Source organism: Mesorhizobium sp. M0833, assembly GCF_040319905.1.
In the GTDB taxonomy this organism is placed as follows: domain Bacteria; phylum Pseudomonadota; class Alphaproteobacteria; order Rhizobiales; family Rhizobiaceae; genus Mesorhizobium.
In genome coordinates this window covers 24897-49030 of record NZ_JAMYOQ010000043.1, presented here as the reverse complement: position 1 = coordinate 49030, position 24134 = coordinate 24897, and the positions used below count along the sequence as shown (strand labels likewise).

27 protein-coding genes and 1 pseudogene are annotated in these 24134 nt (G+C 62.1%); 11 read left to right on the top strand and 17 right to left on the bottom strand.

Annotation, left to right across the window (positions count from 1 at the left end):
- The first annotated feature begins 144 nt into the window (after positions 1-144).
- Both NKH98_RS30045 and NKH98_RS30040 read left to right on the top strand, forming a co-directional pair.
- The gene (locus NKH98_RS30045; RefSeq protein WP_352903920.1) at positions 145-1317 is read left to right on the top strand and encodes a hypothetical protein; all 1173 of its coding nucleotides are present in this window, start codon (positions 145-147) and stop codon (positions 1315-1317) included.
- A 24-nt stretch (positions 1318-1341) separates the two neighbouring features.
- Entirely contained in the window at positions 1342-2382 is a 1041-nt protein-coding gene (locus tag NKH98_RS30040; protein WP_352903918.1) for a hypothetical protein, read from the top strand.
- A gap of 183 nt (positions 2383-2565) precedes the next feature.
- On the opposite strand, the pseudogene NKH98_RS33070 reads toward NKH98_RS30040, so the two are convergent.
- From NKH98_RS33070 to NKH98_RS30010, 6 genes and pseudogenes are all read right to left on the bottom strand, one after another.
- Positions 2566-2821 (bottom strand): annotated as a pseudogene (locus NKH98_RS33070) (Rid family hydrolase); the annotation flags it as partial.
- Between the two features lie 4 nt (positions 2822-2825).
- Positions 2826-3290 (bottom strand): DUF6644 family protein, encoded by a 465-nt coding sequence (locus NKH98_RS30030; protein WP_352903914.1) that lies wholly within the window; start codon positions 3288-3290, stop codon positions 2826-2828.
- A complete protein-coding gene (locus NKH98_RS30025) occupies positions 3291-3674 on the bottom strand; it encodes a DUF6152 family protein (RefSeq protein WP_352903912.1) in 384 nt (127 codons plus the stop codon).
- Positions 3675-3932: 258 nt separating this feature from the next.
- A complete protein-coding gene (locus NKH98_RS30020; RefSeq protein WP_352903910.1) occupies positions 3933-4679 on the bottom strand; it encodes a DUF899 family protein in 747 nt (248 codons plus the stop codon).
- Between the two features lie 160 nt (positions 4680-4839).
- Entirely contained in the window at positions 4840-5328 is a 489-nt protein-coding gene (locus tag NKH98_RS30015) for a GNAT family N-acetyltransferase (RefSeq protein WP_352903908.1), read from the bottom strand.
- Positions 5321-6142, bottom strand: a complete 822-nt coding sequence (locus NKH98_RS30010) for a transglycosylase SLT domain-containing protein (RefSeq protein ID WP_352903906.1) — start codon at positions 6140-6142, stop codon at positions 5321-5323. Before NKH98_RS30010 ends, NKH98_RS30015 begins: the two co-directional genes overlap by 8 nt.
- Before the next feature lie 163 nt (positions 6143-6305).
- Here NKH98_RS30010 and NKH98_RS30005 point away from each other — a divergent pair, with 163 nt between their 5' ends.
- Positions 6306-6878 (top strand): methylated-DNA--[protein]-cysteine S-methyltransferase, encoded by a 573-nt coding sequence (locus tag NKH98_RS30005; protein ID WP_352903904.1) that lies wholly within the window; start codon positions 6306-6308, stop codon positions 6876-6878.
- 52 nt (positions 6879-6930) lie between these two features.
- On the opposite strand, the gene NKH98_RS30000 is transcribed toward NKH98_RS30005, so the two are convergent.
- On the bottom strand, positions 6931-7257 hold the full coding sequence (locus tag NKH98_RS30000) for a hypothetical protein (RefSeq protein WP_023719370.1): 327 nt from the start codon (positions 7255-7257) through the stop codon (positions 6931-6933).
- A gap of 299 nt (positions 7258-7556) precedes the next feature.
- Between NKH98_RS30000 and NKH98_RS29995 the strand changes: the two genes are divergently transcribed.
- Positions 7557-7769 carry a cold-shock protein gene (locus NKH98_RS29995; protein ID WP_023678332.1) on the top strand — a complete coding sequence of 71 codons (213 nt, stop codon included), beginning with the start codon at positions 7557-7559 and terminating at the stop codon, positions 7767-7769.
- A 276-nt stretch (positions 7770-8045) separates the two neighbouring features.
- On the top strand, positions 8046-8201 hold the full coding sequence (locus NKH98_RS29990; RefSeq protein WP_352903903.1) for a hypothetical protein: 156 nt from the start codon (positions 8046-8048) through the stop codon (positions 8199-8201).
- Positions 8202-8393: 192 nt separating this feature from the next.
- Here NKH98_RS29990 and NKH98_RS29985 read toward each other — a convergent pair whose 3' ends face one another.
- The 3 genes from NKH98_RS29985 to NKH98_RS29975 all read right to left on the bottom strand — a co-directional run bounded on the left by NKH98_RS29985 (position 8394) and on the right by NKH98_RS29975 (position 11008).
- The gene (locus NKH98_RS29985; RefSeq protein WP_352903901.1) at positions 8394-9002 is read right to left on the bottom strand and encodes a glutathione S-transferase family protein; all 609 of its coding nucleotides are present in this window, start codon (positions 9000-9002) and stop codon (positions 8394-8396) included.
- A gap of 261 nt (positions 9003-9263) precedes the next feature.
- Positions 9264-10118, bottom strand: a complete 855-nt coding sequence (locus NKH98_RS29980) for an EAL domain-containing protein (RefSeq protein ID WP_352903899.1) — start codon at positions 10116-10118, stop codon at positions 9264-9266.
- Positions 10115-11008, bottom strand: a complete 894-nt coding sequence (locus NKH98_RS29975; RefSeq protein ID WP_352903896.1) for an EAL domain-containing protein — start codon at positions 11006-11008, stop codon at positions 10115-10117. Before NKH98_RS29975 ends, NKH98_RS29980 begins: the two co-directional genes overlap by 4 nt.
- 204 nt (positions 11009-11212) lie before the next feature.
- Here NKH98_RS29975 and NKH98_RS29970 point away from each other — a divergent pair, with 204 nt between their 5' ends.
- Complete coding sequence (locus tag NKH98_RS29970) at positions 11213-12415, top strand: pyridoxal phosphate-dependent aminotransferase (protein WP_352903894.1); 1203 nt, start codon at positions 11213-11215, stop codon at positions 12413-12415.
- Between the two features lie 6 nt (positions 12416-12421).
- On the opposite strand, the gene NKH98_RS29965 is transcribed toward NKH98_RS29970, so the two are convergent.
- Both NKH98_RS29965 and NKH98_RS29960 read right to left on the bottom strand, forming a co-directional pair.
- Positions 12422-12817 carry a (R)-mandelonitrile lyase gene (locus tag NKH98_RS29965; protein WP_352506734.1) on the bottom strand — a complete coding sequence of 132 codons (396 nt, stop codon included), beginning with the start codon at positions 12815-12817 and terminating at the stop codon, positions 12422-12424.
- A 30-nt stretch (positions 12818-12847) separates the two neighbouring features.
- Positions 12848-13447 (bottom strand): methyltransferase family protein, encoded by a 600-nt coding sequence (locus NKH98_RS29960; RefSeq protein ID WP_352903891.1) that lies wholly within the window; start codon positions 13445-13447, stop codon positions 12848-12850.
- A gap of 143 nt (positions 13448-13590) precedes the next feature.
- Here NKH98_RS29960 and NKH98_RS29955 point away from each other — a divergent pair, with 143 nt between their 5' ends.
- From NKH98_RS29955 to NKH98_RS29945, 3 genes are all read left to right on the top strand, one after another.
- Positions 13591-14457: an alpha/beta fold hydrolase gene (locus NKH98_RS29955; protein WP_352903889.1), complete on the top strand. Its 867-nt coding sequence runs from the start codon at positions 13591-13593 to the stop codon at positions 14455-14457.
- A 163-nt stretch (positions 14458-14620) separates the two neighbouring features.
- Positions 14621-16672, top strand: coding sequence for an elongation factor G (locus tag NKH98_RS29950; RefSeq protein WP_352687804.1), 2052 nt, complete (start codon positions 14621-14623; stop codon positions 16670-16672).
- An 840-nt stretch (positions 16673-17512) separates the two neighbouring features.
- Positions 17513-18010 carry a methyltransferase family protein gene (locus NKH98_RS29945; RefSeq protein ID WP_352740171.1) on the top strand — a complete coding sequence of 166 codons (498 nt, stop codon included), beginning with the start codon at positions 17513-17515 and terminating at the stop codon, positions 18008-18010.
- A 255-nt stretch (positions 18011-18265) separates the two neighbouring features.
- Here NKH98_RS29945 and NKH98_RS29940 read toward each other — a convergent pair whose 3' ends face one another.
- Both NKH98_RS29940 and trxB read right to left on the bottom strand, forming a co-directional pair.
- Positions 18266-19162 (bottom strand): LysR family transcriptional regulator, encoded by an 897-nt coding sequence (locus NKH98_RS29940; RefSeq protein ID WP_023719100.1) that lies wholly within the window; start codon positions 19160-19162, stop codon positions 18266-18268.
- Positions 19163-19259: 97 nt separating this feature from the next.
- Positions 19260-20234: a thioredoxin-disulfide reductase gene (gene trxB / locus NKH98_RS29935; protein WP_352903887.1), complete on the bottom strand. Its 975-nt coding sequence runs from the start codon at positions 20232-20234 to the stop codon at positions 19260-19262.
- Between the two features lie 29 nt (positions 20235-20263).
- Here trxB and NKH98_RS29930 point away from each other — a divergent pair, with 29 nt between their 5' ends.
- Both NKH98_RS29930 and NKH98_RS29925 read left to right on the top strand, forming a co-directional pair.
- Positions 20264-20443, top strand: a complete 180-nt coding sequence (locus NKH98_RS29930; protein ID WP_352903885.1) for a hypothetical protein — start codon at positions 20264-20266, stop codon at positions 20441-20443.
- A gap of 45 nt (positions 20444-20488) precedes the next feature.
- Positions 20489-20965 carry an Lrp/AsnC family transcriptional regulator gene (locus tag NKH98_RS29925; protein ID WP_023678347.1) on the top strand — a complete coding sequence of 159 codons (477 nt, stop codon included), beginning with the start codon at positions 20489-20491 and terminating at the stop codon, positions 20963-20965.
- A 264-nt stretch (positions 20966-21229) separates the two neighbouring features.
- On the opposite strand, the gene NKH98_RS29920 is transcribed toward NKH98_RS29925, so the two are convergent.
- From NKH98_RS29920 to NKH98_RS29910, 3 genes are all read right to left on the bottom strand, one after another.
- Positions 21230-21805, bottom strand: a complete 576-nt coding sequence (locus tag NKH98_RS29920) for a D-sedoheptulose-7-phosphate isomerase (protein ID WP_352586848.1) — start codon at positions 21803-21805, stop codon at positions 21230-21232.
- A gap of 7 nt (positions 21806-21812) precedes the next feature.
- Entirely contained in the window at positions 21813-23291 is a 1479-nt protein-coding gene (rfaE1, locus tag NKH98_RS29915; RefSeq protein ID WP_352903883.1) for a D-glycero-beta-D-manno-heptose-7-phosphate kinase, read from the bottom strand.
- Between the two features lie 139 nt (positions 23292-23430).
- Positions 23431-24063, bottom strand: coding sequence for a LysE family translocator (locus NKH98_RS29910; protein WP_352903881.1), 633 nt, complete (start codon positions 24061-24063; stop codon positions 23431-23433).
- Positions 24064-24134 lie beyond the last annotated feature (71 nt).

The following is a 24134-nucleotide window of genomic DNA, read 5'->3' as shown; positions in this document are numbered from 1 at the left end:
AAACAAAACAGGCTGTCGCCGATCTTCGCGCGGCATCGGAATGACCACATACCAACAATCTCGGTCATTCCGCATTTAATGAGTTCACGACCTAGAGCTGTGCGTATGGATTAGCGTTCCTGCATTTGAAACTAGGGCAACCAAATGACCGTGCTGGCCGCTTATGATGCTAGAATTGATTGCCTATCAGTCATCTTCGACATTTCTGTCGGCGACTACCTTGCTTTAGTGGATCGCGCTTATCGCAATAGGGGAGGCCTTAAAAATCAAAGGTCCGCCCTAAAGACAACCAGCGCACGCCGTATACGTCAACGAATGAAAGACGATATAGCGGCCGGAGCTGTTGTTCCCCCTGTTGTCATAGGCGTCACGGTTACCGATAAGGATTTTGACCGACTGAGGTCAGAGGTAGATTCAAGAAAACTTGATTCGGGAGAATTCTTCAAAAATCTAAATCCGGATGCGATTTCCATTATTGACGGAATGCAGAGAACAACCGCGTTTCTAGAAGCATCCGAAGAGAATGGCGAGGTAACAAGACGAAAAATAAGAGTGGAGTTCTGGGTATCCAGAAATGAAAATGCTCTCATTTACCGCATGCTTGTCCTGAACGCTGGGCAAATTCCTTGGGACCTGAAGAAACAAATTAGCGTTGTTTTCGAACCGCTAATCGCAGCGGCGCGTTCGCATACAGATGCGTCACGAATTATAGAGTATGGTCAGGGGCGTCGCTTCAACCCCGGCGAATACAGTGCTAACGACATTGCTGAAATGTATCTGGCGTTTGCCTCCAGGAAGCTATCTATAGACACTGAAGAGGTTCTGACTGATGAATTCACGAAACTTGACATCGTTGAATCTTTAGCAAGATACGATTTTCGAAGATATTTCTTTGACTCCCTCAATATACTAATTGCGATGGATAGAGCGTTCTCGACTTTCACCGAACCGGGCTACGCAAAGCGCAAGGCCGGCCGTGAGATTTTCGACAAGCAAGCAGCGCGCGTCGGCCTTCTGGTTGCTATCGCCATTCGATCTATTGGGCGCGTCGGAACAGAGGTGAATGCAGATGCAGCCACAACCACTGTCGAGGTGATAAATAATCAAGCAACTTCCTATTGCAGTCGTTTTCTGGCGTTGACGAACGATGAAAAGCGCGAGTTTTTGAAGCTGGGAATATTAAATGAACTTCTCGATCGCAGAGTGGGTCAGGTTGGCCGCTTTGAGAGGACTCTTTTCTTCGAAGCATTCAAGGCCTTAATAGAGCAATCCTTTGATGTTCGAGATATGGAAGTCTGCTGGCGAGCCCAGTTGTAAAAAATGGCCAGAACTCGAATAGCGATGAATCGGAGCCTATTTGGTTCTATAGATTTATTGTTACGCAAGTATGGCAAAAAATATGCCTTACCGGAAGGCAACAGGTATGTATCGCTTAACAAGGACGAACGCGAGCAAACATTTGCGGCTAGCGCCAAAGAAGTCGTGGCTTTCGAAGGATTAAATACTACCTGTATTCTCGTCAAGGAAGCGGAAAAGAAGAATGTTTGGCTGATCACCGGACCAAGCTTTTCCCTAACAACTAATAAGGAGCTTCGCAGAGCATCACCAGGGGAACTCCTCTATTTTTACACGAGATTCAAGCCACGCCTAATTGTGGATCCATTAATTTGCTACGACGTTGCGTCGCTAGCTCCGATTGATGACTACGCTGGGCATGATCCAAGCTTACTTTTTAGCTGCTTTCAAAGCGTATTTGCCTATGAAGAGCCAGATCCCGCGATTTGCCGATCGCGACAGCTCACTCTAGCGTTGCTTGACCCATCCCGGATTGATGAAGACGTGGACCAATCGTTGGTTCGTGCAATTAGTTCACTCGACTACATATCGTGCGTTTATGAAAGAATGAATTTAAGATCCGTCTTATATGTCGGGACAAAGAAAGGATTCTTAGAGATATACAACGGTATAGAGAGCATTTACTTCAGAATTTTTTGTAGGGAGCTGTATCGAAGCTCGAAAGTCACCGTAGATGAAAATACATTCTACGGCGGTATCGAAAATGTCATCGGGTGGCGTCCGAGGGAAATTGATGCTTTAAAGAAGATACTGACCCTGATCCACTCGTCGAGTGCCGAGAATTTCCGAGAAGTGGCAAGATTGGTCAAGATAGACAACCTTGATAGCATAGACTCGCTGGCCAATGAGCTGTATAAATTTCGAAATAATTGCGTACATTGGCGCACGAAAACTCCAGAATCGATATCGAAGACAGAATTGATAAGAATGACTATAGCCTGTCTAAAGGTACTTTCGTTCATGCCAGGCGACCTTTTCGACAAGCAGAACGTCTGCGACTGCAGCAAAAGCGTAGATATATATTGATAGAACAATCACGACTTCGACGATTTACCTGAGGCACACGGCGCTACGCGGTCTGATTGGTCGAAGGATATGTGTGTAGACCGTTGTGTTGATAGGATTGGCACGGCTGCATTTGAATGGGGCGTTTATTGGTTAGGCGTAGCCCACGCCGATCCTGCTCTCTCGCAAGAGGAAGTTGGCTCCTCACGCCACCGCGACACACTCGATCTCAATATCAAACTTCATTGGCCAGACGCGCCCTCACGAAGCTGCGCGCTGGCGAGTTCACGCTGAAATACCTCGCATAAACCCGGTTGACGGCGTTGCAGAAGCCAGAATTGACGGTGTAGATGCGCACCATCACCACGTTTTCCAGCGAGGCCCGCTGCTTCCAGGCCGTGTTTCAGTGCTTCAACGACGCTTCGGTCTGTGTCTCGATGCCGCCGCGCACCATCTCGCCTTGGTCAGAAAAACCCAATAAACCGTCCGGCGAAAAGCACCGACGTCCACAGCACCAGCGAAAGCACCGCGAGCATGGTGACGGTCCCGCCGGCCGGCTCCTCACCTCTTGCGCGGCACAGGCGCACGAAGACGAGGAAGTTGGCGCCGGCGAGGAGGATGAGTGTCATCTTGGCCAGGAAAATCGGCATAACCGCATACGCGCTCGCCCTGACCGAAAACAGCAGCGATCCCGTGACCAGCGCACCGCCAAACGCGCCCAATGCGGTGCGGCGCAGCAGCGCGACGAACGGCGCCTGCGGCAGCGAGCGGAAGGCGCCGAGGATCCTGAGGTCCATGAGCCAGACGCTGGTCAGCACCGCGCCGATCGACATGATGTGCAGCGCATTGACGATGGGGTAGGCGACGAAGGAGGCCTTCAGTCCCCGCACAAGCGCGAGTTGCTCGATGCCGGCGAAAAACCCGTCCATTCAGGCCGGCGGCACGCGGTCGGGATAGACGTCATAGGTCTTGCCGCCGACGATGATGCGGACCGCCTTCATGCGCTTTTCGCTCTCGTCGCGCGAGCGGTGGCCGATCGCGGTCACCTCGTCGCCGACCTTGGCGACCTCCCCGGTGAAGCCGGCGGCGATCGTGCGCGACGGCGGCGCCATCTCCACCCGCCAGGCCTCTCCCTTTGCGTCGACATCCAGCGTGGCGTGCGGATTGCCGATATAGATGGCTGTGATCCTGCCCTTGAGTTCGAAAAACCCGTCCTGCGTCCACGACCAGCCATGATGGGCATAGGCTGCGGTGGCGGTGGCAAGGGTCACCGCCGCCGCCAGCGTGACGCTCCGGTTGAAAGGTGACAGCATCGCTCGTCTCCTCGGTTCCGGCATTAGAGGGTAGGTCAGCGCGCCGCAGCGTCAAATCACATAAGGTCTGCGCCGCCCCTCATTGCCCTGCCGGGCATTTCTCCCCGTATAGTGACGGGGAGAAAGGTTGCCTTCGCCAAGGATTTCGCCAATCTCCAGAGTTGAAGAAAGGGAGCTGAGTTTGCCGCCAGCCCCCTCCTCCCGTCCCTCTACGAGGAGAAGATGCCGGCAGGCAGATGACGGCGGCGCCGAGCTACGCTAGTGGCAGCAAGCCTCTCTGTACTGCAGCTGCTCCTGCCAGCTCTGCGCCCTGCCCTCCGGGGTAAAATCCATGAGGTTCCACAGGATCTCGCAGGTGCCTATGGCGCGCGGGTCCTGGCCGGGTTCGGGCGGCGCGAAGCCGAGTTCGGAGCTCCAGAAGTGGCGGATGCCGTCGCCGTCGCGGTGGAACACCGACAGCACGGGGAGCTGCGCGCCATCCTCGGCCTCGGCGTGATAGTCGCGCTTGAAGCTGTTGCCGGCCGACGAGACCAGCCGCATATTTCTCCAGCCGCGGTCGCGGCCGAGCGTCAGCAGGTTTTCCAGCGCGGTCTTGGCCACGACAGCGAAATTGTAGCCGGCGGCCTCGAGGTGGCCAATGGCGCCGTCGAACTGGTCGAGCAGCGCCGTGCAGGACGGGCAAGGCTGGTCCGGTCTGGGCAGCTTCGCCGTGCCGCCGCTCGTCGCCACGTCGCGCGTCTCCTGCGGATGGCGCGGAAACATCATCGAATAGACGATCAGCGTGTCCTTGCCCGGCGCAAACAGTTCCGAAAGCTTGATCCTGGCGGGCTTGCCGTCCGGCCCCAGCCCGTCGAAGACATAGTCCTGTGGCACCAGCCCGCCCGGCGGCAGCGCGCGCCGCGCGACGGCGACATCCTCCATGGCACGGCGCAGCTCGATTTCCTTCCGCAGCAGCTTTTCGCGGGCGGTGCGGTATTCCTGGGACTCGTTGGGAAAGGTGATCATCGTCATCTCCATCTGCCGTGCTTTTTGGCGGCGCGCCGTTCGTGGCAACGCGCCTTGCCTCCCAAGGACGCATCGCGCGAAACGGTTCCGACATTTTTGCCCAGGCGTCGTGGCGACAAGAACCCGGGCTGCTGCCTTCAAAAAGGACGAACGGCGCTCCTCACCCCGCCCAATCCACCTCGATCATCCCCAGCCGCTGATAGAGCCTGACCGCGGCCGCGTTCTCGACGGTGTTGGTCTTGAGATCAACATGCGCCGCGCCCCTTGCCTGAAACACCGCGAAGGCGTGGCGCATCAGCGCCTCGGCTATGCCCTTGCCGCGCGCCTCGGGATGAACGGCAAGATCCTTGACGAACCCCGTCGCCCAGCAGAGCGCCGCGCCCGCCAACCGCCCCTTGCCGTCGATGACCAGGAAACACAAAGCGGGATCGAATTCCGCGTCGCCCGAAATGCGTGGCCACCATTCGTCGAACGGCCCATCGGCGCCGTCGTCGAACACCGCGGTCAAAAGTGCATGCAAAGCGAGCGCATCGGCGGCCTCGAAGCCGCGCATGAAAAAACCTTCTGGCCAGCGCGGCGCCAGAAGCGCGTCGTCCAAAATCTTGCGCAGTCTTATGTCGTTCGGCGCCGGCGGACGCGGCTCAGGCATCGGGTTGCATACGGCGCCGCAGGCGGTCGCTGCCGAGGCCGGTTTCGCCCAGCATCCCCTTGCGCTTGGCATCGTAATAATAGCCGCTCTGGTAGAGCCGGTCGGCGCGCTTGGGATTGCCGCCCGACACCAGCCAGGCGCCGCGCAGATATTTCACTGCATATTTCAGGTTGGTCTCGGCGTCGAACAGGCCGCTCGCCGGCCCGTCATAGCCCATGCCGCGCGCCGTCGCCTGCTTGATCTGCATCAGCCCCCAATGCCCGTGATTGTAGGCTTTCGGGTTGAAGGTGCTCTCGCGGTTGACGACGCTGCGCACCAGATCGACCGGCACCTCGTACAGCGCGGAATATTTCTCGATCAGCCGCTCGATCTCGCTGCGGGCGCCGGCGTTCGACTGGCCCTCCGCCGGGTCGGTCGCGGCCAGAGCGGCCGGGTTCTGCGGCACCGTGTAGGAAACCGGCTGAACGCCGGGCATGGCGCCGGTCTGGCCGGTGACCGGCATGGCGACAGCGGGCGTCGCGGTAACAGGCTGGGCATCGGCGGTCATGACGGCGGGGGTAGTTGCCGCCAGCGGCGTCGGCCCGGCAAAGGCGGCCGCCGGCTCGACCGTCAGTGCTGCTGTCTGGGCGAGGCCGGACGGTTCCGGCAGCACCGAAACAGTGTCGGGCAGCGCCAGCGTGAAGCCCCCATCGGTGTTGGCAGAGTTTTCCGTGAAGGCGGGCGCCGGGGTCGCCGGCGAAGTCGAGGTGCAGCCACTGAGAGCGGCCACGGCCAACACCGCCGCTACGACGGGAAAGAGGAATTTTGCTGGCAAGCGGCGCTCGGATCCGGTTCGTCGGGTGTTAAGAAAGTCCTTACACCAGCATCTTTCCCCGGGCAATCCGCGGTAGCCGGTGGTTTTCGGGTGGCGAGCCGGGCCGGGAAATGCAATATTGTTCTGGATTTGTACTTCGAAGGATTCCGGAAAGGAGCACGCCATGGACGCCTCTCATGCCACCGCCGGCCACGCGGTCTTCGAAACCGTGCTCGGCTACATGGGTATCGCCTGGAGCGAAGCCGGGCTAACCCGGCTCTGCCTGCCGCAGCGCAACCGCGACGCGGTAGAGCGCCGGCTGCTGCGCCGTGCGGCAACCGTCGACCAAGCAGCGAAGCCCGAGCCGCAATGGGTTGCCGAGCTGATCGCGTCGATCAAGGCCTATGCCGCCGGCGAGGATATCGATTTCTCCGGCGTGCCGGTCGATCTCAGCGGCGTCGACGAGTTCCGCCTGGCGATCTATGACGCGGCGCGAAAGCTCGCCTTCGGCGAAACCACCACCTATGGCGAACTGGCCAAACGCGCCGGCCACGCCGGGCTGGCGCGTGAGACGGGCGCGGCGCTCGGCGCCAACCCGGTGCCGCTGGTCATCCCTTGCCATCGCATCCTTGCCGCCGGCGGCAAGATCGGCGGCTTTTCCGCCCCCGGCGGCTCGGCTACCAAGGAAAAGATGCTGGCAATGGAAGGCGTACGCGTCGGTCCGCCGCCGCCGGCGCAGGTGTCGTTCGGGTTTTAGGTGTGCTGATATTCAGGTGAGGCCGGCACCGCCGCGCACCATCTCGACCAGCCTAATCCGGAAGCAGGCGCCGGCGGAAGCGCCGGTCGATCTCCACCCGCTTGCACTTGTAGACGGTGCACGAATTCGTATCGGCGCTCGGCACCGAGGCCCGCGCCCTGACCTCGCCGATGTCGCAGAACTGCTGGCTCCGCACATAGCGGTCGTAGAGCGCCAGGCCTGGCACGCGCGCCGATCTGTAGCGCAGGATGACCGCGCCCTCGCGCGCGATCGTCGCCTGCACCTTGCCGCAGCTCATGCGGGTCGGGTCGTAGCGCGAGACCGCCTGCGCCTCGGCGGCCACCAGCGTCAGGCAAGCGGCAAGCAGAACGATTTTCATGTCCCTCTCCCCAAAACCCGGTCGCGCCCGAAGCCGGCGCGATCCTCCCGCGTCAGGCGCGCAACGACGACGCTCTCACGCGATTGGGGCGGCCGTTGGGCAGCGTTGCCGCCGCGCCATTTTCCGCCCCGTCTTGTTTTTTGCGCGAAGGCATACTATATGCCGTCCATTGATATTTCGGCCGATCGATCCGGGCCTCGCGATATTCGCGTTTGCTGACGTTCTATCTCCAAAATCTCGATACAAACCGGCTGGGTTTCGGTCCAGTCAAACTAAAGCAAACGTAAAGGGCTATCGAAATGGCAACAGGTACGGTCAAGTGGTTTAATTCCACCAAGGGTTTCGGCTTCATTCAGCCTGACAGCGGCGGCGCGGACGTTTTCGTCCACATCTCCGCAGTCGAGCGTGCTGGACTGTCGACCCTGGTCGAAGGCCAGAAGATCAACTTCGAGATCGAGCAGGACCGCCGCACTGGCAAGTCGTCCGCTGGATCTCTGAGCAAGGCAGCCTGATTTTGCGAATGGCGCGCGCCGGGCGATAGCCCGGGGCGCGCGGCAAGTCACGGATGTACTGGCGGTCGCGCGAGAAGCGCGCCGGAGCGAACGACCCCGACAAGCCGAAGCAGCAGATTGCTGCCGGCCCGGCCAAAACGCTCCCGATCAGGCTACCAAGCATGGGAAGGCGGGATTTTGTCCCGCCTTTTTGCTGTCTGGATTCCAGTGAACCGCTGCCTTGGGCCTATAGTCCCACTTCGTGGTGTTTTTGGCCCAATGTGGTACTATTAATTCATGAGCAAGCTTGAACAGATTGAGAAATCCGTTGCCGAACTAAGTCCCGAAGAGCTGAGAGCGTTTGCCGCATGGTTCGAGGCGCTGCAGGCCGACATGTGGGACCGGCAGATCGAAGCCGACGCCAAGGGCGGCAGGCTGGACAAGCTTGCTTAGCAGGCCTTGGCTGATCATCGCGCCGGCCGGACCCGGCCTCTGTGAATCATTTTGCCACTCCCTCGTTTTGGGAGGCTTACGCAAAACTGCCGTCGTTGAGCAAAGGCGTGCGAGCATTCACGCCACTGGCCGAAGGCCACAAGCCCAACGTCCGGAGCGAGCCGCGAAGCGGCGACAAGCGTGAGGACAGAACTAAGGCAGCCACTCCAGCGGCACGTGCCCCGGATCGGCCTCGACCCTTTTCAGCCAGGCGGCAACCGCCGGATAGGCGTCGAGCTGAAACCCGCCCGTCTCGGCCGTATGCGTATAGGCATAGAGCGCGATGTCGGCGACGCTGAGCGCATTGCCGGCGAAGAAGCTGCTCCCGGCCAGGTGCTTGTCCATGACGCCAAGCGCCTTATTGCCGCGCTCCAGCGTCACCGCCAGCTGCTCGGGTGTCGCATCCTTGGCTCTTTCAGGAAAGGTCAGCAGCGCCCTGCGCACGGCGATATAGGGCTCATGGCTGTATTGCTCGAAGAACAGCCACTGATAGGCCAGCGCGCGTTCGTATCTGTCCGCCGGCAGGAACCGGGTGCCTTCGGCGAGGTAAAGCAGAATGGCATTGGATTCGGCCAGCCGCCGGCCGTCGTCGAGTTCGAGCAGCGGCACCATGGCGTTCGGGTTTTTCGCGACATAGTCGGGCTTGCGCGTGTCGCCGGTGTGCGAGCTGACCTCGACATTGGTGAAGGCGATGCCGAGCTTGGCCATCAACAGGCGCGGCTTGTAGCAATTGCCGCTGTCGATCATTCCGTAGAGTATCATCGATGCTCCCCTTGCTCGCAACTACCCGTCTCAAGGCTTGATCCAGCCTCTATCGCGGCAGCGGCGGCTTCATCCAGTGATTTGTTTTGGCGTAACCATCAGCGCCGCTGATGCATTTCAGGATATGTCGAGATTCAAGTCATGCCGAGCCGAGAAGGGCGGGTTCCGAGAACCGGAGCGGAGCGTACTTTTTGGGTACTTGAGCACCGGAAGCGCGGGGCCCCCGTTCGCAGGCCGGCATCACTTGAATATCGGCATATCCTAGCCGAACAAGGGGATGACGTTGCTATCCCTGCCAAGCAGCCTGTCGATCGACAGCGGCTCCTCGTCGAACAGCGTTCCGGCCCGCGCGGGCCGGGCAAGGTAAAAGCCCTGCAGCAGGTCGACGCCGCCATCCAGCGCGACGCGCAGATGCGTGGCGTTCTCGATGCCTTCGACCAGCACCTTGGCGCCACGGTCGTGCAGCGTCGAAACCAGCGGCCGGAAAAACCGCTCGGCTGCGGCATGGCGGCAGAATTCGGCGAACCAGGTGCCGTCGATCTTGACGATGTCGGGCTGCACGAGGGCGACCCTTTCTTCCGTCGAATGCCCGGTACCGAAATCGTCGATGGCGATGCGGACGCCGTCGCGCCGCATCTCGCGCGCCAGGCTGACAAGCACCTTGTCGCCGGCCGCCTGCTCGGTGATCTCGCAGACCAGCATGCCGGGATGCAGGCCGAATTCCGCCAGATGCCTGGTCATCAGCCTGATTTCGGCCAGCGCCCGTGCGGGGTCATCGTTGATCAGCGGATTGTAGTTGAAGAACAGGTCGAGCCCGTCGACGCCGATGTTGCGGAAGTTGCGCAAATGCAGCACCCGGCACATGGTTTCGACAAACAGCCGATCCGCTGCCGGCACGCCTTCGAAGAAGATTTGCGGCGCCACCGGCCTGCCTGCACGATGCGGCTCGATCAGTCCCTCGACCGCGACGGCGGCGAGAAACCTGCCGCGCGGCGCGAAGACCGGCTGGTAGGCGCTCCTCAGCCGGAATGCGCCGTAGATGCCATATTCGATGCCGACCTCGTCGGCAAAGATCGCCTCGCCGACCTTGCGCCGCATGTCGGCCCGCCCGGTCACGATGTCACCCTGCGGCCAAAGGCCCGCATCGGCCGCCGCGATGGCGAAACGGCCGCAGAGACCTTCTCCGGATCGGCCGGCACCGCGGCCGCCTGCCCGCTCTTGTCGAAGACGTGGAAGCTGGTCGGCGCAAGCTCGGGGCGCGCCAGCACATAGCCTTGCACCATCGAGGCGCCCGACTTTTCGGCAAGCTCGAGCTGCCAGCCCGTCTCGATGCCCTCGAATACCGTACGGATGCCTTGCTCTTCGAAGCTTGTCACCATGGCGGTCAGCAACGCGAAGCCGGCACCGGACTCCATCAGCGTCATGATCCAGTCGGCGTCGAACTTGACGATGTCTGGCCTGAGTTCCTTGATGCGATTGATGTCGGATTCGTCGGCGCCGTAATCGTCGACCGCAATGCGCAAACCATTGCCCCTGAGCGCCTCGACGAAATTGTAGAGCGTTTCCTGCGACGCCGATTTCTGCTCCGTGACCTCGCAGACGACGCGGCGCGGATCGATGTCGGCCTCGTGCAGCACCAGCCGCATGTCGCGCAGCGCCTTGTCGGCGATGCTGCGGTCGGTGAACACCGATGGATCGAAATTGATGAAGATGGAGGCGTCTCGCGGCAGGCAGGCGCCGGCGTTCAGAAGGTGCAGCGTTCGTGTCAGCGCCTCGATATGCAGGCGGTCGACCGCCGGACAGCTGTTGAAGAAACTCATTGGCGGCTGCGGCTCGCCGTCACGGAACGGCCGGATCAGCCCCTCGAACGCGACGACGGACAGCTTGCCCCTGTTGAAGGCGAAGATCGGCTGGAACGCGCTTTGCAGCGTATAGAGCCCCCAGACACCGCTGGCGGTGCCGTCATCGTGGCGGATGATATGGGCAAGCTCGATGCTGCGCGTCACGGTTCCTCGCTATGCGAGACTGGCGGACCGGCTACGGTCCCTGCCGTTCAAGCTTTTACTGATCGTTGATGAATTTATTGTTGCCAGCATTGCGCGCTGGCTCATTCGACAATGCCTGCGCTGGGCTTGCGCTTGACCAGATGATGCGACATGAGAGGCGCCGCGGCGCGTTCGCCGCGCCGGTCCTTCCTGGAGATATCTGTCATGGCCTTTCTTGCCGACGCCCTTTCCCGCGTAAAGCCTTCCGCGACCATCGCGGTGACGCAGAAGGCGCGCGAGCTGAAAAACGCCGGCCGCGACGTGATCGGGCTGGGCGCCGGCGAGCCGGACTTCGACACCCCCGACAACATCAAGAACGCCGCGATCGAGGCCATCCGCCGCGGCGAGACGAAATACCCGCCGGTATCCGGCATCGTGCCGCTGCGCGAGGCGATCGCGAAAAAATTCAAGCGCGAGAACAATCTCGACTATCGACCGGAGCAGACCATCGTCGGCACCGGCGGCAAGCAGATCCTGTTCAACGCCTTCATGGCGACGCTGAATCCCGGCGACGAGGTGATCATCCCGCGGCCTTACTGGGTGAGCTATCCCGAAATGGTGGCGATCTGCGGCGGCACCTCGACCTTTGCCGACACCTCGATCGACAACGGCTTCAAGCTGACGGCGGCCGTGCTGGAAAAGGCGATCGCGCCGCGCACCAAATGGCTGTTGATGAACTCGCCGTCGAACCCTTCGGGCGCCGCCTACACCGAAGCGGAGCTCAAGAGCCTGGCCGACGTACTGTTGAAGCATCCCCATGTCTGGGTGCTGACCGACGACATGTACGAGCACCTGACCTATGGCGACTTCGTCTTCAAGACCATCGCCGAGGTCGAGCCTAAGCTCTATGAGCGCACGCTGACCATGAACGGCGTGTCGAAAGCCTATGCCATGACCGGCTGGCGCATCGGCTATGCGGCAGGCCCGGTGCCGCTGATCAAGGCGATGGACATGATCCAGGGCCAGCAGACCTCCGGCGCCTGCACCATCGCCCAATGGGCGGCGGTCGAAGCGCTGAACGGGCCGCAGGATTTCATCCCGAAGAACAAGGCGATCTTCCAGGGCCGGCGCGATCTCGTCGTCTCGATGCTCAACCAGGCGCGCGGCATCACCTGCCCATCGCCGGAGGGTGCGTTCTACGTCTATCCCTCCTGTGCCCAGCTGATCGGCAAGACGACCAAGAGCGGCAAGGTGATCGACAGCGACGAAACCTTTTGCTCGGAACTGCTCGAGGCCGAGGGCGTGGCGGTTGTTTTCGGCTCGGCCTTTGGCCTCGGCCCGAACTTCCGCATCTCCTACGCCACGTCGGAGGCTCTGCTCGAAGAGGCCTGCACGCGCATCCAGCGCTTCACCGCCGCGCTGGTCTGAGACGTTTCAGCCGCCATACTGCTCGTCGCTGACCTTCTCCAGCCAGTCGGCATGCACGCCCTCCAGCGCCTCCTGCATGGCGATGTGCGTCATCGCCGATTTCGGCGCGGCGCCGTGCCAGTGCTTTTCGCCGGGCGCAAAGGAGACGACGTCGCCGGCCCTGATCTCCTGGATCGGCCCGCCCCAGCTTTGCGCGAGACCGGCACCGGACGTGACGTAGAGCGTCTGGCCGAGCGGATGCGTATGCCAGTGGGTCCGGGCGCCGGGCTCGAAACTGACCAGTGTGGCGCGTAGCCGCGCCGGTGCCTCCTTCTCGATGATCGGCGTCTGCAAAACCCGGCCAGTGAAGTATTTTTCCGGCGCAACAATCGTCGGCACGCTGCCACAGCCAATAATCTTCATCGTCGCAAATCCTCGATCCAATCCAGTGTCTTAGAGACTACCACTTTCGTCCGATGCCGGCTGCATCTCCTGCCGGCTGCCGGCAAAACGCGGCCAGAACAGGCCGGCACGTCCGCTATAGGCCTGGTAGGCACCGGCCAACCTTGTACGTGAAAATTTTCGCTCTTCGTCCAAGGCCGCGATCACATAGATCGCAACGATGCCGGCGACCGGCACGACCGCCCACACCGACCAGGTCGCGATACCCCATCCGATCCAGAAGATGATGTAGGATGTGTAGAACGGATGACGGACATGGCTATAAGGGCCTTCGGTCACCAGGCTGTCGGGATTGTCCGGATCAAACGCGAAACGCAGCCGCGCCTTGCGCGAAACCGAGATCGCCCACCAGAACAGCGCCGAGCTTGCCAGTTCGACGGCAAACCCGCCGATCTTCGCTGCAACCGGTTGCCGCTCGATCCACAGCAGCGCCAGAAAGAACAGCGCCGTGCCGACCACGACGGCCGAAATGATCATGGCGCCTTGAGACATGCTCGGCGACTGGAAATGCCCGCGCATCGACCAGGCATATTGGCCGAGCGTCGCGATGCTGCTGATCGAGAGGAGAAGGTCGAGCGTGGATTCCATCATCAGGCTCCGGGGGTTAGCTGTGGTGGATTCGGCCATCATAGCCGGCAGAAACCGAGAAATCATTTCTTAACCACCGTTCTAAACAACATGGTGACCTCAGCATGCGATGTTGACCTCGAGACAATTCGAAGGTCCAACCGGATATGGCCGTTTCCCACCGCACGATCCGCACGCCGCAAGCGGATTTGCGCCTCAGCCAGTCGTCGGGACCCGGCATCCCGCTTGTCCTGATCCACGGCTCGGGCAGTTCGCGCACCGTATTCGCCCGCCAGTTCGACAGCCCGTTGGCCGCCGCCCATCGGCTGATTGCTTTCGACCTGCCCGGCCATGGCGAATCGTCGGACGCCCGCGATCCGGCGACGGACTACACCATCGCCGGCCTTGCCCAATCGGCGGCTCAGCTCCTCGATGCCTTGGGCATCGGTCGCGCCGTTGTCTTCGGCTGGTCTCTTGGCGGGCACGTGGCAATCGAGCTCGCGAGTTTTCACCGCGCCGTCGGCGGGCTGATGCTGACCGGCGCGCCGCCGGTATCGAAGGGTCCTTTCGGCATGCTGCGCGGCTTCCATGCGCATTGGGACATGCTGCTGGCGTCCAAAAAGACGTATTCCGAACGCGATGCCGAGCGCTTCGAAACGCTCTGCTTCGGAGACACCGCCGACCCGTCCTTTCGCAAAACCATCCTGCGTACCGACGGCCGGCTGCGCGCCGCGGTGACGCGCGGCATGCTCACCGGCAAGGGCGCCGACCAGAGACAGGTGGTCGAGCAAGCCGCGTTTCCGGTCGCTATCGTCAATGGCGAGAACGATCCGTTCGTCCGGCTCGGTTATTTTGAAACGCTCGCCTACGGCTCGCTGTGGGAGCATTGCCACATCATTCCCGGTGCCGGGCATGCGCCTTTCTGGGAGCGTGCGGACCTGTTCAATCCGTTGCTCGCGCGCTTTGCGGAGACGGTGTCAGTGCAGCGCATTGAGGCAACGCCACTGGCGTCGCGCCGAACCGGCACCGGCTGAACCGGCCCCAACTTCAAATCCCTTCAACCTCAAATCCCTTGCCCTCCCGGCCTGCCCGTGGGACGATGCCCTTTGGGTAGGTGGCAAATTGAAAAAAGCCTCGCCCGCGACGGCCGACAGGCCGGCCGCCGCTCACAGGGAAACGCCTGAGTGGAGGTCAGCCATGGGTACTCGCGCCGGAGGACGACGCACGGGACCGAAATGCATTGCCATAGTCGGTCCCTTTGCAAGCGGTAAGACGACACTTCTCGAAGCCATACTCGCCCGTACAGGCGCCATTCCCCGCCAGAATCCCGTTTCGTCCGGAAATACCGTTTCCGATCATTCGCCGGAAGCGCGCGCTCACGGCATGAGCGTCGAGGCGACCTTCGCCACAACCGATTTCATGGGCGAGCCGTTCACCTTCGTCGATTGTCCCGGCTCCATCGAATTCTCCTTCGAAGCCGAGCCGGTGCTGGCTGCCTGCGACGTCGCCGTGGTCGTCGCCGAGGCTGACGAGAAGAAGATCCCTGCCCTGCAGCTGATCATGCGCAAGCTCGACGATCTCGGCGTGCCGCGTATGCTGTTCCTGAACAAGGTCGACAAGGCGATATCAGGCGTGCGCGACACGCTGAAGATGCTGCAGCCGGCAAGCACGGTGCCATTGCTGCTGCGCCAGATCCCGCTGCGCAAGGACGGCGTCGTCATCGGCTCGATCGACCTCGCTCTGGAGCGTGCCTACATCTATCGCGAATATGCCGAGAGCGAGGTCGCCCAGATCCCGAGCGACGACAAGGCGCGCGAGCTCGAGGCGCGCTTTTCCATGCTGGAGACGCTCGCCGACCATGACGACCGCCTGATGGAGCAATTGCTGGACGAGATCGAACCGCCAAAGGACGCGATCTTCGATGACCTCGCCGCGGATCTGCGCGACGGCACGGTGACGCCGGTGCTGATCGGCACCGCCGAGAAGGGCAACGGTGTGCTGCGCCTGTTGAAGGCGATCCGTCACGACGCACCCGATATCGCGGCGACGCGCCAGCGTCTCGGCGCTCCCGACGGCAATGCCACCGTGGTCCAGGTGATGAAGACCATCCACACCGCGCATGGCGGCAAGCTGTCGGTCTCGCGCATCCTGTCCGGTCAGGTCGCCGACGCCGCCGAGCTGTTCCTTCCCAGCGGCGAGACGGCAAAGGTCTCCGGCATCTACAAGATGCTCGGCAAGGACCAGGTCAAGCTGACTTCGGCCAAGGCCGGCGACACGGTGGCGCTCGGCAAGCTGGACGCCGTCAGGACCGGCCAGACGCTGAGCTCGACCAAGGGCGGCATCAAGCCTCTGGTTACGCTGGCGCCGCCGCAACCGGTCTTCGCCTTCGCGCTGCGGCCGAAAGAGCGCAAGGACGAGGTCAAGATGTCGGCGGCCATCCAGCGCCTGGCCGAGGAAGATCCCTCGCTCAGTCTGCATCACAACCAGGATTCAGCCGAAACCGTACTGTCCGGTCATGGCGAGATGCATCTGCGCGTCGTGCGCGAGCGGCTGGAAGGCAAGAACCAGATCCCGGTCGAAGGCCATGTGCCGGCCGTGCCGTATCGGGAGACTATCCGAAAAGCGACGCAGCAGCGCGGCCGCCACAAGAAACAGTCGGGCGGCCACGGCCAGTTCGGCGACGTCGTGCTGGAGATCAAGCCGCTGCCGCGCGGGTCCGGTTTCCAGTTCACCGATACGATCACCGGCGGCGTCGTGCCGAAGACGTACATCCAGTCGGTCGAGACCGGCGTGCGCGATTACCTGAAATCCGGCCCGCTCGGCTTTCCGGTCGTCGATGTTGCCGTCAACCTTTCCGACGGCTCCTACCATGCGGTGGATTCCTCCGACATGGCCTTCCAGATGGCGGCGAAGCTGGCGATGAAGGAAGGCATGGCCGCCTGCTCGCCGGTGCTGCTCGAACCGGTGATGAAGGTCGAGATCGTCACGCCGTCGGATGCGACGTCGAAGATCATCGCTCTGATCCCGCAGCGGCGCGGCCAGATCCTCGGCTACGACGCGCGGCCCGACTGGCCGGGATGGGACGTGGTTGAGGCGACCATGCCGCAGGCCGAGATCGGCGACCTCATCATCGAGCTGCGCTCGGCCACGGCTGGTGTCGCCAGCTATCGGGCCGTCTTCGACCACATGGCCGAACTCACCGGGCGGTTGGCCGACGAAGCGCTGAACGCCAACGGCAAGGCCGCCTGAACAGCAGCTTGCGGCGGCCAGAGCACAAGGATGCACACAAGGAAACGGCGCCCGGATCATTCGGGCGCCGTTTCGTTGCGGACCGTCTTCGTGGGAGGCGAAACGGCAGGTCCGCCGCATGCTTGCCGCCGGTGTCTGGCGGCGGAGGATGGTTCGGACGCGGTAGCTGCCTGAGCCCGGGTCGTCCGAGTGATGCCCCCATCCCCCGGACGAGCCACACCGCGTCCTATGCTCTGCTTACCCGATTTGGCGTGCCAACGCATGTTACCCGAGGTTACATGTCACTGTTACGCGCCAGTTCCGGCCGATTTTCCGGCGATGTGTTGGTTTCGGGCAACAAAAAAGCCGGATCAATGAAGACCCGGCTGAGTTTGATTGGAAGTGCCTGTTAAGGCTAACCTCCAGAGGGGAACACTCGAGAGCGCTAATGGGAGGAGAACGCGCTCAGGAGATGATCTATATATGTGCTCTTCATGCCCAAGAAACAAGCATCTATTTTGCAACACTCACATGCAAAAAGGCGCCGGCTGTGGTCTAATCCGTCCCGAAGCGCAATAGGACCAGTTGAATCACTGAAATACAGCCTGCGGCAAGGCAAAAATCGATCCGCAGCCGCGAATCAGCAGCGATTCCTGCTCGGAAAGTCGAAAAACGCAGGATGACGTGGAATCGTGCAGCACGCGTTTGTTTTTTCGGCAGCCAGACCTTGCTGGTGCATGCCGCCCAAAAAGCCCGCCATCGAGCTTGACCTGCGGGTGTAGCGGTTTGGGTTACATGCCGGACAAGACCTGAAGCGCTTTGCAGGAGACCGTTCAAGGCCGCGCCCGTAAGGAGAGCTATATGCGAGCCACTTCGGCGATCGCCGGCAGCGTCATCTTCCTTGCGGCAGCGCCCGGCGTGGTCGCCGGACTGCTGCCTTGGCTGCTGACCGACCGCTATCGCCTGCCCTGGTCGAGACTGCCCGGTTTCGTTCCTGTGGGCTGGCTGCTGATTGTCGCCGGCACAATCGTGCTGCTGCACGCATTTGCCCGTTTTGCCCTGGAGGGCCTGGGTACGCCAGCCCCGGTAGCGCCGACCGAGAGGCTGGTCGTCGGCGGCATCTATCGCCATGTCCGCAACCCGATGTACGTCGCCGTGCTGTCGATCGTCCTCGGCCAGGCACTGCTGTTTTCGAGCGGGACGGTCGCCGCCTATCTAGTCATCGCCGCGGCCGCCATGATCTCCTTCGTAAAACTATATGAGGAACCGACACTTGCCCGCCGCTACGGCGCCGAATACGAAGCCTACCGCCGGGCCGTACCAGGCTGGCTGCCCCGGCTGACGCCTTGGCGCGGCTAATTTCTGGACGCCGACAATTGGCGAAACCGGTGAGACAGCTCCTTTCTCCCCGTCACCATACGGGGAGAAGTGCCCGGCAGGGCGATGGGGGGCCTCAGGACTGCCCATCGAAGGGCAAGTGCGACGAAGGCTGGCGCTGCCCCTTCTCTGGCTGCCGCCATCTTCTCCACGTATAGTGACGGGAAGAAGGACGAATTCGCCGAAGCCTTCGCCATCGCCCGACGTTGCTCAGAAGTCGACGAGCGGCACTGGTAACTAAAACGACCAGCTGCGCGCCTTGGCGATGATGAAATCGCGGAAGACATGCAGCTTCGCCTGGTTCTTCATCGCGTCGGGATAGGCGAAATAGGTATCGAAGGACGGCACTTCGGTTTCGGGCAACAACTGCACCAGCCCGGAATCCTTGCTGACCACATAATCCGGCAGCATGGCGATGCCGGCGCCGCCCTGCACCGCTCGCTTGATCGACAGGATGTCGTTGATCTGCAGCGTCGGCACCCTTTGCCCACCTTCGAAATCGCCGACCGTCTCCAGCCAGTTCAGTTCCGACAGATGCGCCGGCACCGGCACGCCGAAGGTGACGATGCGATGGGCCTTCAGCTCGGCGATCGAATTCGGCTTGCCGTATTTATTCACATAGGAGGGCGCCGCGTAGAGATGGAAATGCACGGTGAACAGGCGGCGCTGGATGAGGTCCGGCTGCTGCGGCTGGCGCAGCCTGATGGCGCAGTCGGCCTGGCGCATGGTGAGATCGAGCTCCTCATTGGCCAGGATGAGCTGCAGGCTGACCTCGGGATAGAGCTCGATGAATTCCTGCACGCGCTCGGTCAGCCAGCCGGCGCCGAGGCCGACCGTGGTCGTCACCCTGAGCACGCCGGAGGGCCGGTCCTTGGTTTCGGTCAGTCGCGATTTGATGGTTTCGAGCTTCATCAGCACGTCGTGTGCCGTGCGGAACAGCATCTCGCCCTGCTCGGTCAGCACCAGGCCGCGGGCATGGCGATTGAACAGCGGCACGCCGACGTCATGCTCGAGCGCGCTGACCTGCCGCGAGATCGCCGATTGCGACAAATGCAGTGTTTCCGCGGCATGGGTGAACGACCCCGCTTCCGCTGCGGCGTGAAACACGCGTAGCTTGTCCCAATCCAACGCCATGATTTCCCCTCGTCCTGTTTTCTGGCGTCCGCCTGTTTTGGCGTCTGAATGAAAAATCAGGCTTTTGCGCGGCTTGTCTCAGCCGCTTGTCGAACAATCACTCCGCCGCTTCGCGGTGAACCTCGATCCCTGCCAGATATTTTTCCGCCTCGAGCGCGGCCATGCAGCCGAGGCCGGCCGCCGTCACCGCCTGGCGGTAGATGTCGTCGGTCACGTCGCCGGCGGCAAACACACCCGGCATATCGGTGCGGGTCGAATCCGGCGCCGTCCACAGATAGCCGTTCGGCTTCTGCTTCAGCTTGCCGGCAAACAGCTCGACCGCCGGCGCGTGGCCGATCGCCACGAACACGCCGTCGACCACCAGATGCATCTCCTGCCCGGTCACCACGTTGCGCAGCCTCAGCCCTTCGACCGACGGCGGCAGCGGCGCCTTGCCGGGCCTGCCGGTGATCTCGTCGACCACCGTGTCCCAGATGATGCGGACATTGTCTTTCTGCAGCAGCCGCTCGCGCAGGATGCGCTCGGCGCGGAAATCGCTGCGCCTGTGGATAACGGTGACGCTCTTGGCCAGGTTGGAGAGATAGAGCGCTTCCTCCACAGCCGAATTGCCGCCGCCGATCACCGCGACATCCTTGCCGCGATAGAAGAAGCCGTCGCAGGTGGCGCAGGCGGAGACGCCAAAACCCATGAAGGTCTGTTCGCTCGGGATGCCCAGCCATTTCGCCTGCGCGCCGGTGGCGATGATCAGCGCGTCGGCGGTATAGATCGTGCCGGAATCGCCCTTGGCGCGGAACGGCCGCACGTTGAGGTCGACCTCGGTGATGATGTCGTTGACGATGTCGGTGCCGACATGCTCGGCCTGCCTGAGCATCTCGCTCATCAGCCATGGACCCTGGATCGGTTCGGAGAAGCCCGGATAGTTTTCGACGTCGGTGGTGATCATCAGTTGCCCGCCCTGCTGCAGGCCGGCGACCAGCATTGGCTTGAGCATGGCGCGGGCGGCATAGATTGCCGCCGTATAGCCGGCGGGGCCGGAGCCGATGATGAGAACAGGCGCGTGCTTGGTGATCATGAAAAGCCTCTGCGGGGAGCAGCCATGGATTGTGGCATGAACTCTCGTCGATTGTTGCGCGTAATGTAAGTGTTGCCTGCGACGCCAGCAAGGCAAGTTGCCGTTCGTCCCCGGAAAGCTTCGGCGCCGGCGACGGCGACAAGCAACCGCAGCAAGATGATGCGAAAATCCTCGATCCAGCGGATGGAATAGACAGCAAAGTCGTTTAACTACAAAGTCGCGAAAGATTCTTTCGCGTCACCACGGAAGCCGCCATGCCGATCAAGGCCGATCTCGATGCCATCGACTGGAAGATCCTGCGCGAGCTTCAGCAGGACGGACGCATGACCAATGTCGAACTGTCGAGCCGGGTCGGCATTTCGGCGCCGCCGTGCCTGCGCCGCGTCCGGCGGCTGGAAGAGGCCGGCATCATCCGCGGCTACCGTGCCCTGCTCAACGCTCCGGCACTCGGCCTCGACGTCGTCGCCTTCTGCCTGATCGGCCTGCATCACCAGGCCGACGCCGAGCTCAAGACCTTCGCCGAGCGCACCCGCGGCTGGCCGATCGTGCGCGATGCCTGGATGGTGTCGGGGGAATCCGATTTCCTGCTGCATTGCGTGGCGAGCGATCTCGGCACCTTCCAGACCTTCGTCATCGAGGAACTGGCCTCGGCCCCCAATGTCGATACGGTGAGAACCGCGCTGACCATCCGCCGGGTCAAGGACGAAGGGCTAGTGGCGTTTTCGGCTTGAGGCAAAGCGCCCGAGAAACAAAACCCGGAAACAAAAAACCCGCCTCGGCGGGCGGATCGTCGGTGAGAATCATCACCGTAGTTGAATTAGTAGCATAGCTGCCGGCACAAAGCAAGAACAAAATGTGGCTATGCGTCAAATAATAATCGCTACAGACTGGCGCTGCCCTCACCCTTACCCTCCCCGTGAAGGACGGGGAGAGGGGTCGCCAGCGTTGCGGCTACCTCTCCCCGTTGACAGACGGCCTCTACCGGCCTGGCGCAATCACCCTGCGTCGCAGAGGCGCGTTTCGACCATTTCGCAGAGATGGTGGTAGAGGCACAAATGCCCCTGCTGGATGATCGGCGTCGAGGTCGAGGGTACGTTGAGCAGGATGTCGGAGAGCGGCTTCAGCTTGCCGCCGGTGTCGCCGGTCAGGCTGACCACCGTCATGCCCATCATGCGCGCTTGCTGGGCGGCGGCGAGGATGCTTGGCGAATTGCCGCTGGTCGAGATGGCGAGCAGCACGGCGCCTGCCGAACCATGCGCCTCAACCTGGCGCGCAAACACCGTGTCGAAGCCGTAATCGTTGCCCCAGGCGGTCAGCACCGCCGCGTTGGCCGGCAGCGCGATGACGTTGTAAGCCTTGCGCTCCCTGAGGAAGCGGCCGACCAGCTCGCCGGCGATATGGATGGCGTCGCTGGCCGAGCCGCCATTGCCTGCGATCAGCAGGGCCTTGCCCTGCGAAAGCGCGGCGACGACCGCGCTGACCGCCCGCTCCATCTCGCTGGTCAGGTCGCGCTCGACCATCGCCGAAATCGCGGCCGCCGAGCGGGCCAGGTAATCGTTCAGTTCGGACATGAAACCCTCAGTTCCCGGCGCGCAATCTGCCGATGGTGCCGGTCGTGCTCTTGCCGGCGACGAGATCGACCAGCACGACGCGCCCGCCGGCCTTCTGCACGACATCGGCGCCAACCACCTGATCGACCGTATAGTCGGCGCCCTTGACCAGTATGTCGGGGCTCAGCGCCTCGATCAGTGAAAGCGGCGTATCCTCCTCGAAGATGACGACGGCGTCGACCGAGGCAAGTGCTGCCAGCACGCAGGCCCGGTCATGCTGGTCGTTGACCGGGCGTCCCGGCCCTTTCAGCCGGCGCACCGAGGCATCGCTGTTGAGACCGAGCACCAGCCGGTCGCACTGGCTGCGCGCCGCATGCAACAGGCTGACATGGCCGGCATGCAGGATGTCGAAACAGCCATTGGTGAAGCCGACGCTCAAGCCCTCGTCCTTCCACGCAGCCGCCAGCCGCGCCGCGGCGGCGGCATCGAGGATCGCGTCCTTGTGGGCGACCGGACCATGCGAGCGAAACAGCGCACCGGTGAGTTCCTCGATCGTCAGCCGCGCGGTGCCGCGCTTGCCGACGACGACGCCGCCGGCGGCGTTGGCGATCGATCCGGCCATGACACGATCAGCCCCTGCTGCAAGAGCCAGCGCGAAGGTCGCGATTACCGTGTCGCCGGCGCCCGAAACGTCGAACACTTCGCGCGCCTGCGTGGCGATATGGCGGGCGTCGTCCGCACCGACGACACTCATGCCCTTTTCGCTGCGCGTCGCGACGACGAAAGCGAAACCGTGCGCCGAAATCAGCTGGCGCGCCGCCGCCTCGATCTCGTCATCGGCAAACACTGCGCGGCCGACCGCCTCGCCGAGTTCCTTGCGGTTGGGCGTGATTGCCGTCGCGCCGGCATAACGCGCATAATCGCTACCCTTCGGATCGACCAGCACCGGCTTGCCCGCTTGCCGGCAGATCGAGATCAGCTCGCCGGCGACGCCGTCGAGCAGCACGCCCTTGCCATAGTCGGACAGGATGACGATATCGGCGCGCGCCAGCGCTTCGCGAAAATGCCCGACCAATGTCGCGCGCTCGGCATCGCCCAGCGGCTTGATTTCCTCTTCGTCGAAACGCAGCACCTGCTGGTTGAGCGCGCTGAAGCGGCTTTTGGACGACGTCATGCGATCGGCATCCTGCACCAGCCCGCCGATGTCGACGCCAAATTCGCCGAGCATGCGCATGAGGTTCTTGCCGGCCTCGTCAACGCCGATCACCGAGACCGGTATGACGGCAGCGCCGAGCGAAACGATATTGGCGACGACATTGCCGGCGCCGCCCATCGCCAGCGTTTCGCCGCGCCCGTGCAGCACGGGGATCGGCGCTTCCGGCGAAATGCGCTCGATCACGCCGTTGACGAAACGGTCCCGGATGAAATCGCCGACCACCAGCACGGTGGCGCTGCCGAAGCGCGAAATGGCGCGGTGAAGTGGTTCGGGAGAGGGCAGCTTGATCATGTCAACGCGTGGGAGAGCCGATTTTCGGTGACGGGGAATTCGATTGGCAGGGCCGGCCGTTCATGGCGATGCCGATATACCGCAATTTGAGCCGACGCAACGGCAGGCCTTCGACCGATCGCGGCGGCGAGGCAATGCGTCAGCTTTTCTGCAACGCGACATGCACGCCCAGTCCGACAAGCACCGCACCGCCGGCGCGCCGGATCAGGCGGTGCGCCCGGCTCGACTGCCGCAGCCTGGCGATCACTGCGCCGGCCAGCACCACGCAAACAATGTCGGCCGACGAGAACATCAAATTGACGATCGTTCCAAGCACGACGAACTGCAGCCACACCGGAAACGCCGCCGAGGCATCGATGAATTGCGGCAGGAACGCCATGAAGAAAATCGCCGTCTTGGGGTTGAGCACCTCGACGGCAACGCTCTCGAAAAAGGCGCGGCGGGCGGATTTCGGCTGAATTCCCGGCAAGACAACGTCGCCTTGCGCCTTGGCGCGAAGCAGCGAAACACCGAGCCAGATCAGATACAGCGCACCGACCAGCTTGACCGCCATGTAAAGCACCGGCACGGCATGGAACAGCACCGACAGGCCGACAGCGGCGGCGAAGACATGAACGTAGCCGCCAAAATGGATGCCGAGCGCCGCCATCAGGCCGGACCAGCGGCCGCGCGCCATGGTTTGCGCAGCGGCATAGAGCATGGCGGGGCCGGGGATATAGGCGAAGATCGCCGTGGTGGCGAAAAAGGCGACAAGCAGTTCGGTTGACGGCATTACCTTGCTCCTGTCGCCGGTTGGCCGGCAGGCCGACTGAAACGTGACGTTTGCGGCGGCACTGTGGCGCT

Coding starts and splice junctions, on each gene's coding strand:
- NKH98_RS30045 (WP_352903920.1), top strand. CDS start 145: ATGACCGTGCTGGCCGCTTATGATGCTAGAATTGATTGCCTATCAGTC.
- NKH98_RS30040 (WP_352903918.1), top strand. CDS start 1,342: ATGAATCGGAGCCTATTTGGTTCTATAGATTTATTGTTACGCAAGTAT.
- NKH98_RS30030 (WP_352903914.1), bottom strand. CDS start 3,290: ATGGACGGGTTTTTCGCCGGCATCGAGCAACTCGCGCTTGTGCGGGGA.
- NKH98_RS30025 (WP_352903912.1), bottom strand. CDS start 3,674: ATGCTGTCACCTTTCAACCGGAGCGTCACGCTGGCGGCGGCGGTGACC.
- NKH98_RS30020 (WP_352903910.1), bottom strand. CDS start 4,679: ATGATCACCTTTCCCAACGAGTCCCAGGAATACCGCACCGCCCGCGAA.
- NKH98_RS30015 (WP_352903908.1), bottom strand. CDS start 5,328: ATGCCTGAGCCGCGTCCGCCGGCGCCGAACGACATAAGACTGCGCAAG.
- NKH98_RS30005 (WP_352903904.1), top strand. CDS start 6,306: ATGGACGCCTCTCATGCCACCGCCGGCCACGCGGTCTTCGAAACCGTG.
- NKH98_RS30000 (WP_023719370.1), bottom strand. CDS start 7,257: ATGAAAATCGTTCTGCTTGCCGCTTGCCTGACGCTGGTGGCCGCCGAG.
- NKH98_RS29995 (WP_023678332.1), top strand. CDS start 7,557: ATGGCAACAGGTACGGTCAAGTGGTTTAATTCCACCAAGGGTTTCGGC.
- NKH98_RS29990 (WP_352903903.1), top strand. CDS start 8,046: ATGAGCAAGCTTGAACAGATTGAGAAATCCGTTGCCGAACTAAGTCCC.
- NKH98_RS29985 (WP_352903901.1), bottom strand. CDS start 9,002: ATGATACTCTACGGAATGATCGACAGCGGCAATTGCTACAAGCCGCGC.
- NKH98_RS29970 (WP_352903894.1), top strand. CDS start 11,213: ATGGCCTTTCTTGCCGACGCCCTTTCCCGCGTAAAGCCTTCCGCGACC.
- NKH98_RS29965 (WP_352506734.1), bottom strand. CDS start 12,817: ATGAAGATTATTGGCTGTGGCAGCGTGCCGACGATTGTTGCGCCGGAA.
- NKH98_RS29960 (WP_352903891.1), bottom strand. CDS start 13,447: ATGATGGAATCCACGCTCGACCTTCTCCTCTCGATCAGCAGCATCGCG.
- NKH98_RS29955 (WP_352903889.1), top strand. CDS start 13,591: ATGGCCGTTTCCCACCGCACGATCCGCACGCCGCAAGCGGATTTGCGC.
- NKH98_RS29950 (WP_352687804.1), top strand. CDS start 14,621: ATGGGTACTCGCGCCGGAGGACGACGCACGGGACCGAAATGCATTGCC.
- NKH98_RS29945 (WP_352740171.1), top strand. CDS start 17,513: ATGCGAGCCACTTCGGCGATCGCCGGCAGCGTCATCTTCCTTGCGGCA.
- NKH98_RS29940 (WP_023719100.1), bottom strand. CDS start 19,162: ATGGCGTTGGATTGGGACAAGCTACGCGTGTTTCACGCCGCAGCGGAA.
- trxB (WP_352903887.1), bottom strand. CDS start 20,234: ATGATCACCAAGCACGCGCCTGTTCTCATCATCGGCTCCGGCCCCGCC.
- NKH98_RS29925 (WP_023678347.1), top strand. CDS start 20,489: ATGCCGATCAAGGCCGATCTCGATGCCATCGACTGGAAGATCCTGCGC.
- NKH98_RS29920 (WP_352586848.1), bottom strand. CDS start 21,805: ATGTCCGAACTGAACGATTACCTGGCCCGCTCGGCGGCCGCGATTTCG.
- rfaE1 (WP_352903883.1), bottom strand. CDS start 23,291: ATGATCAAGCTGCCCTCTCCCGAACCACTTCACCGCGCCATTTCGCGC.
- NKH98_RS29910 (WP_352903881.1), bottom strand. CDS start 24,063: ATGCCGTCAACCGAACTGCTTGTCGCCTTTTTCGCCACCACGGCGATC.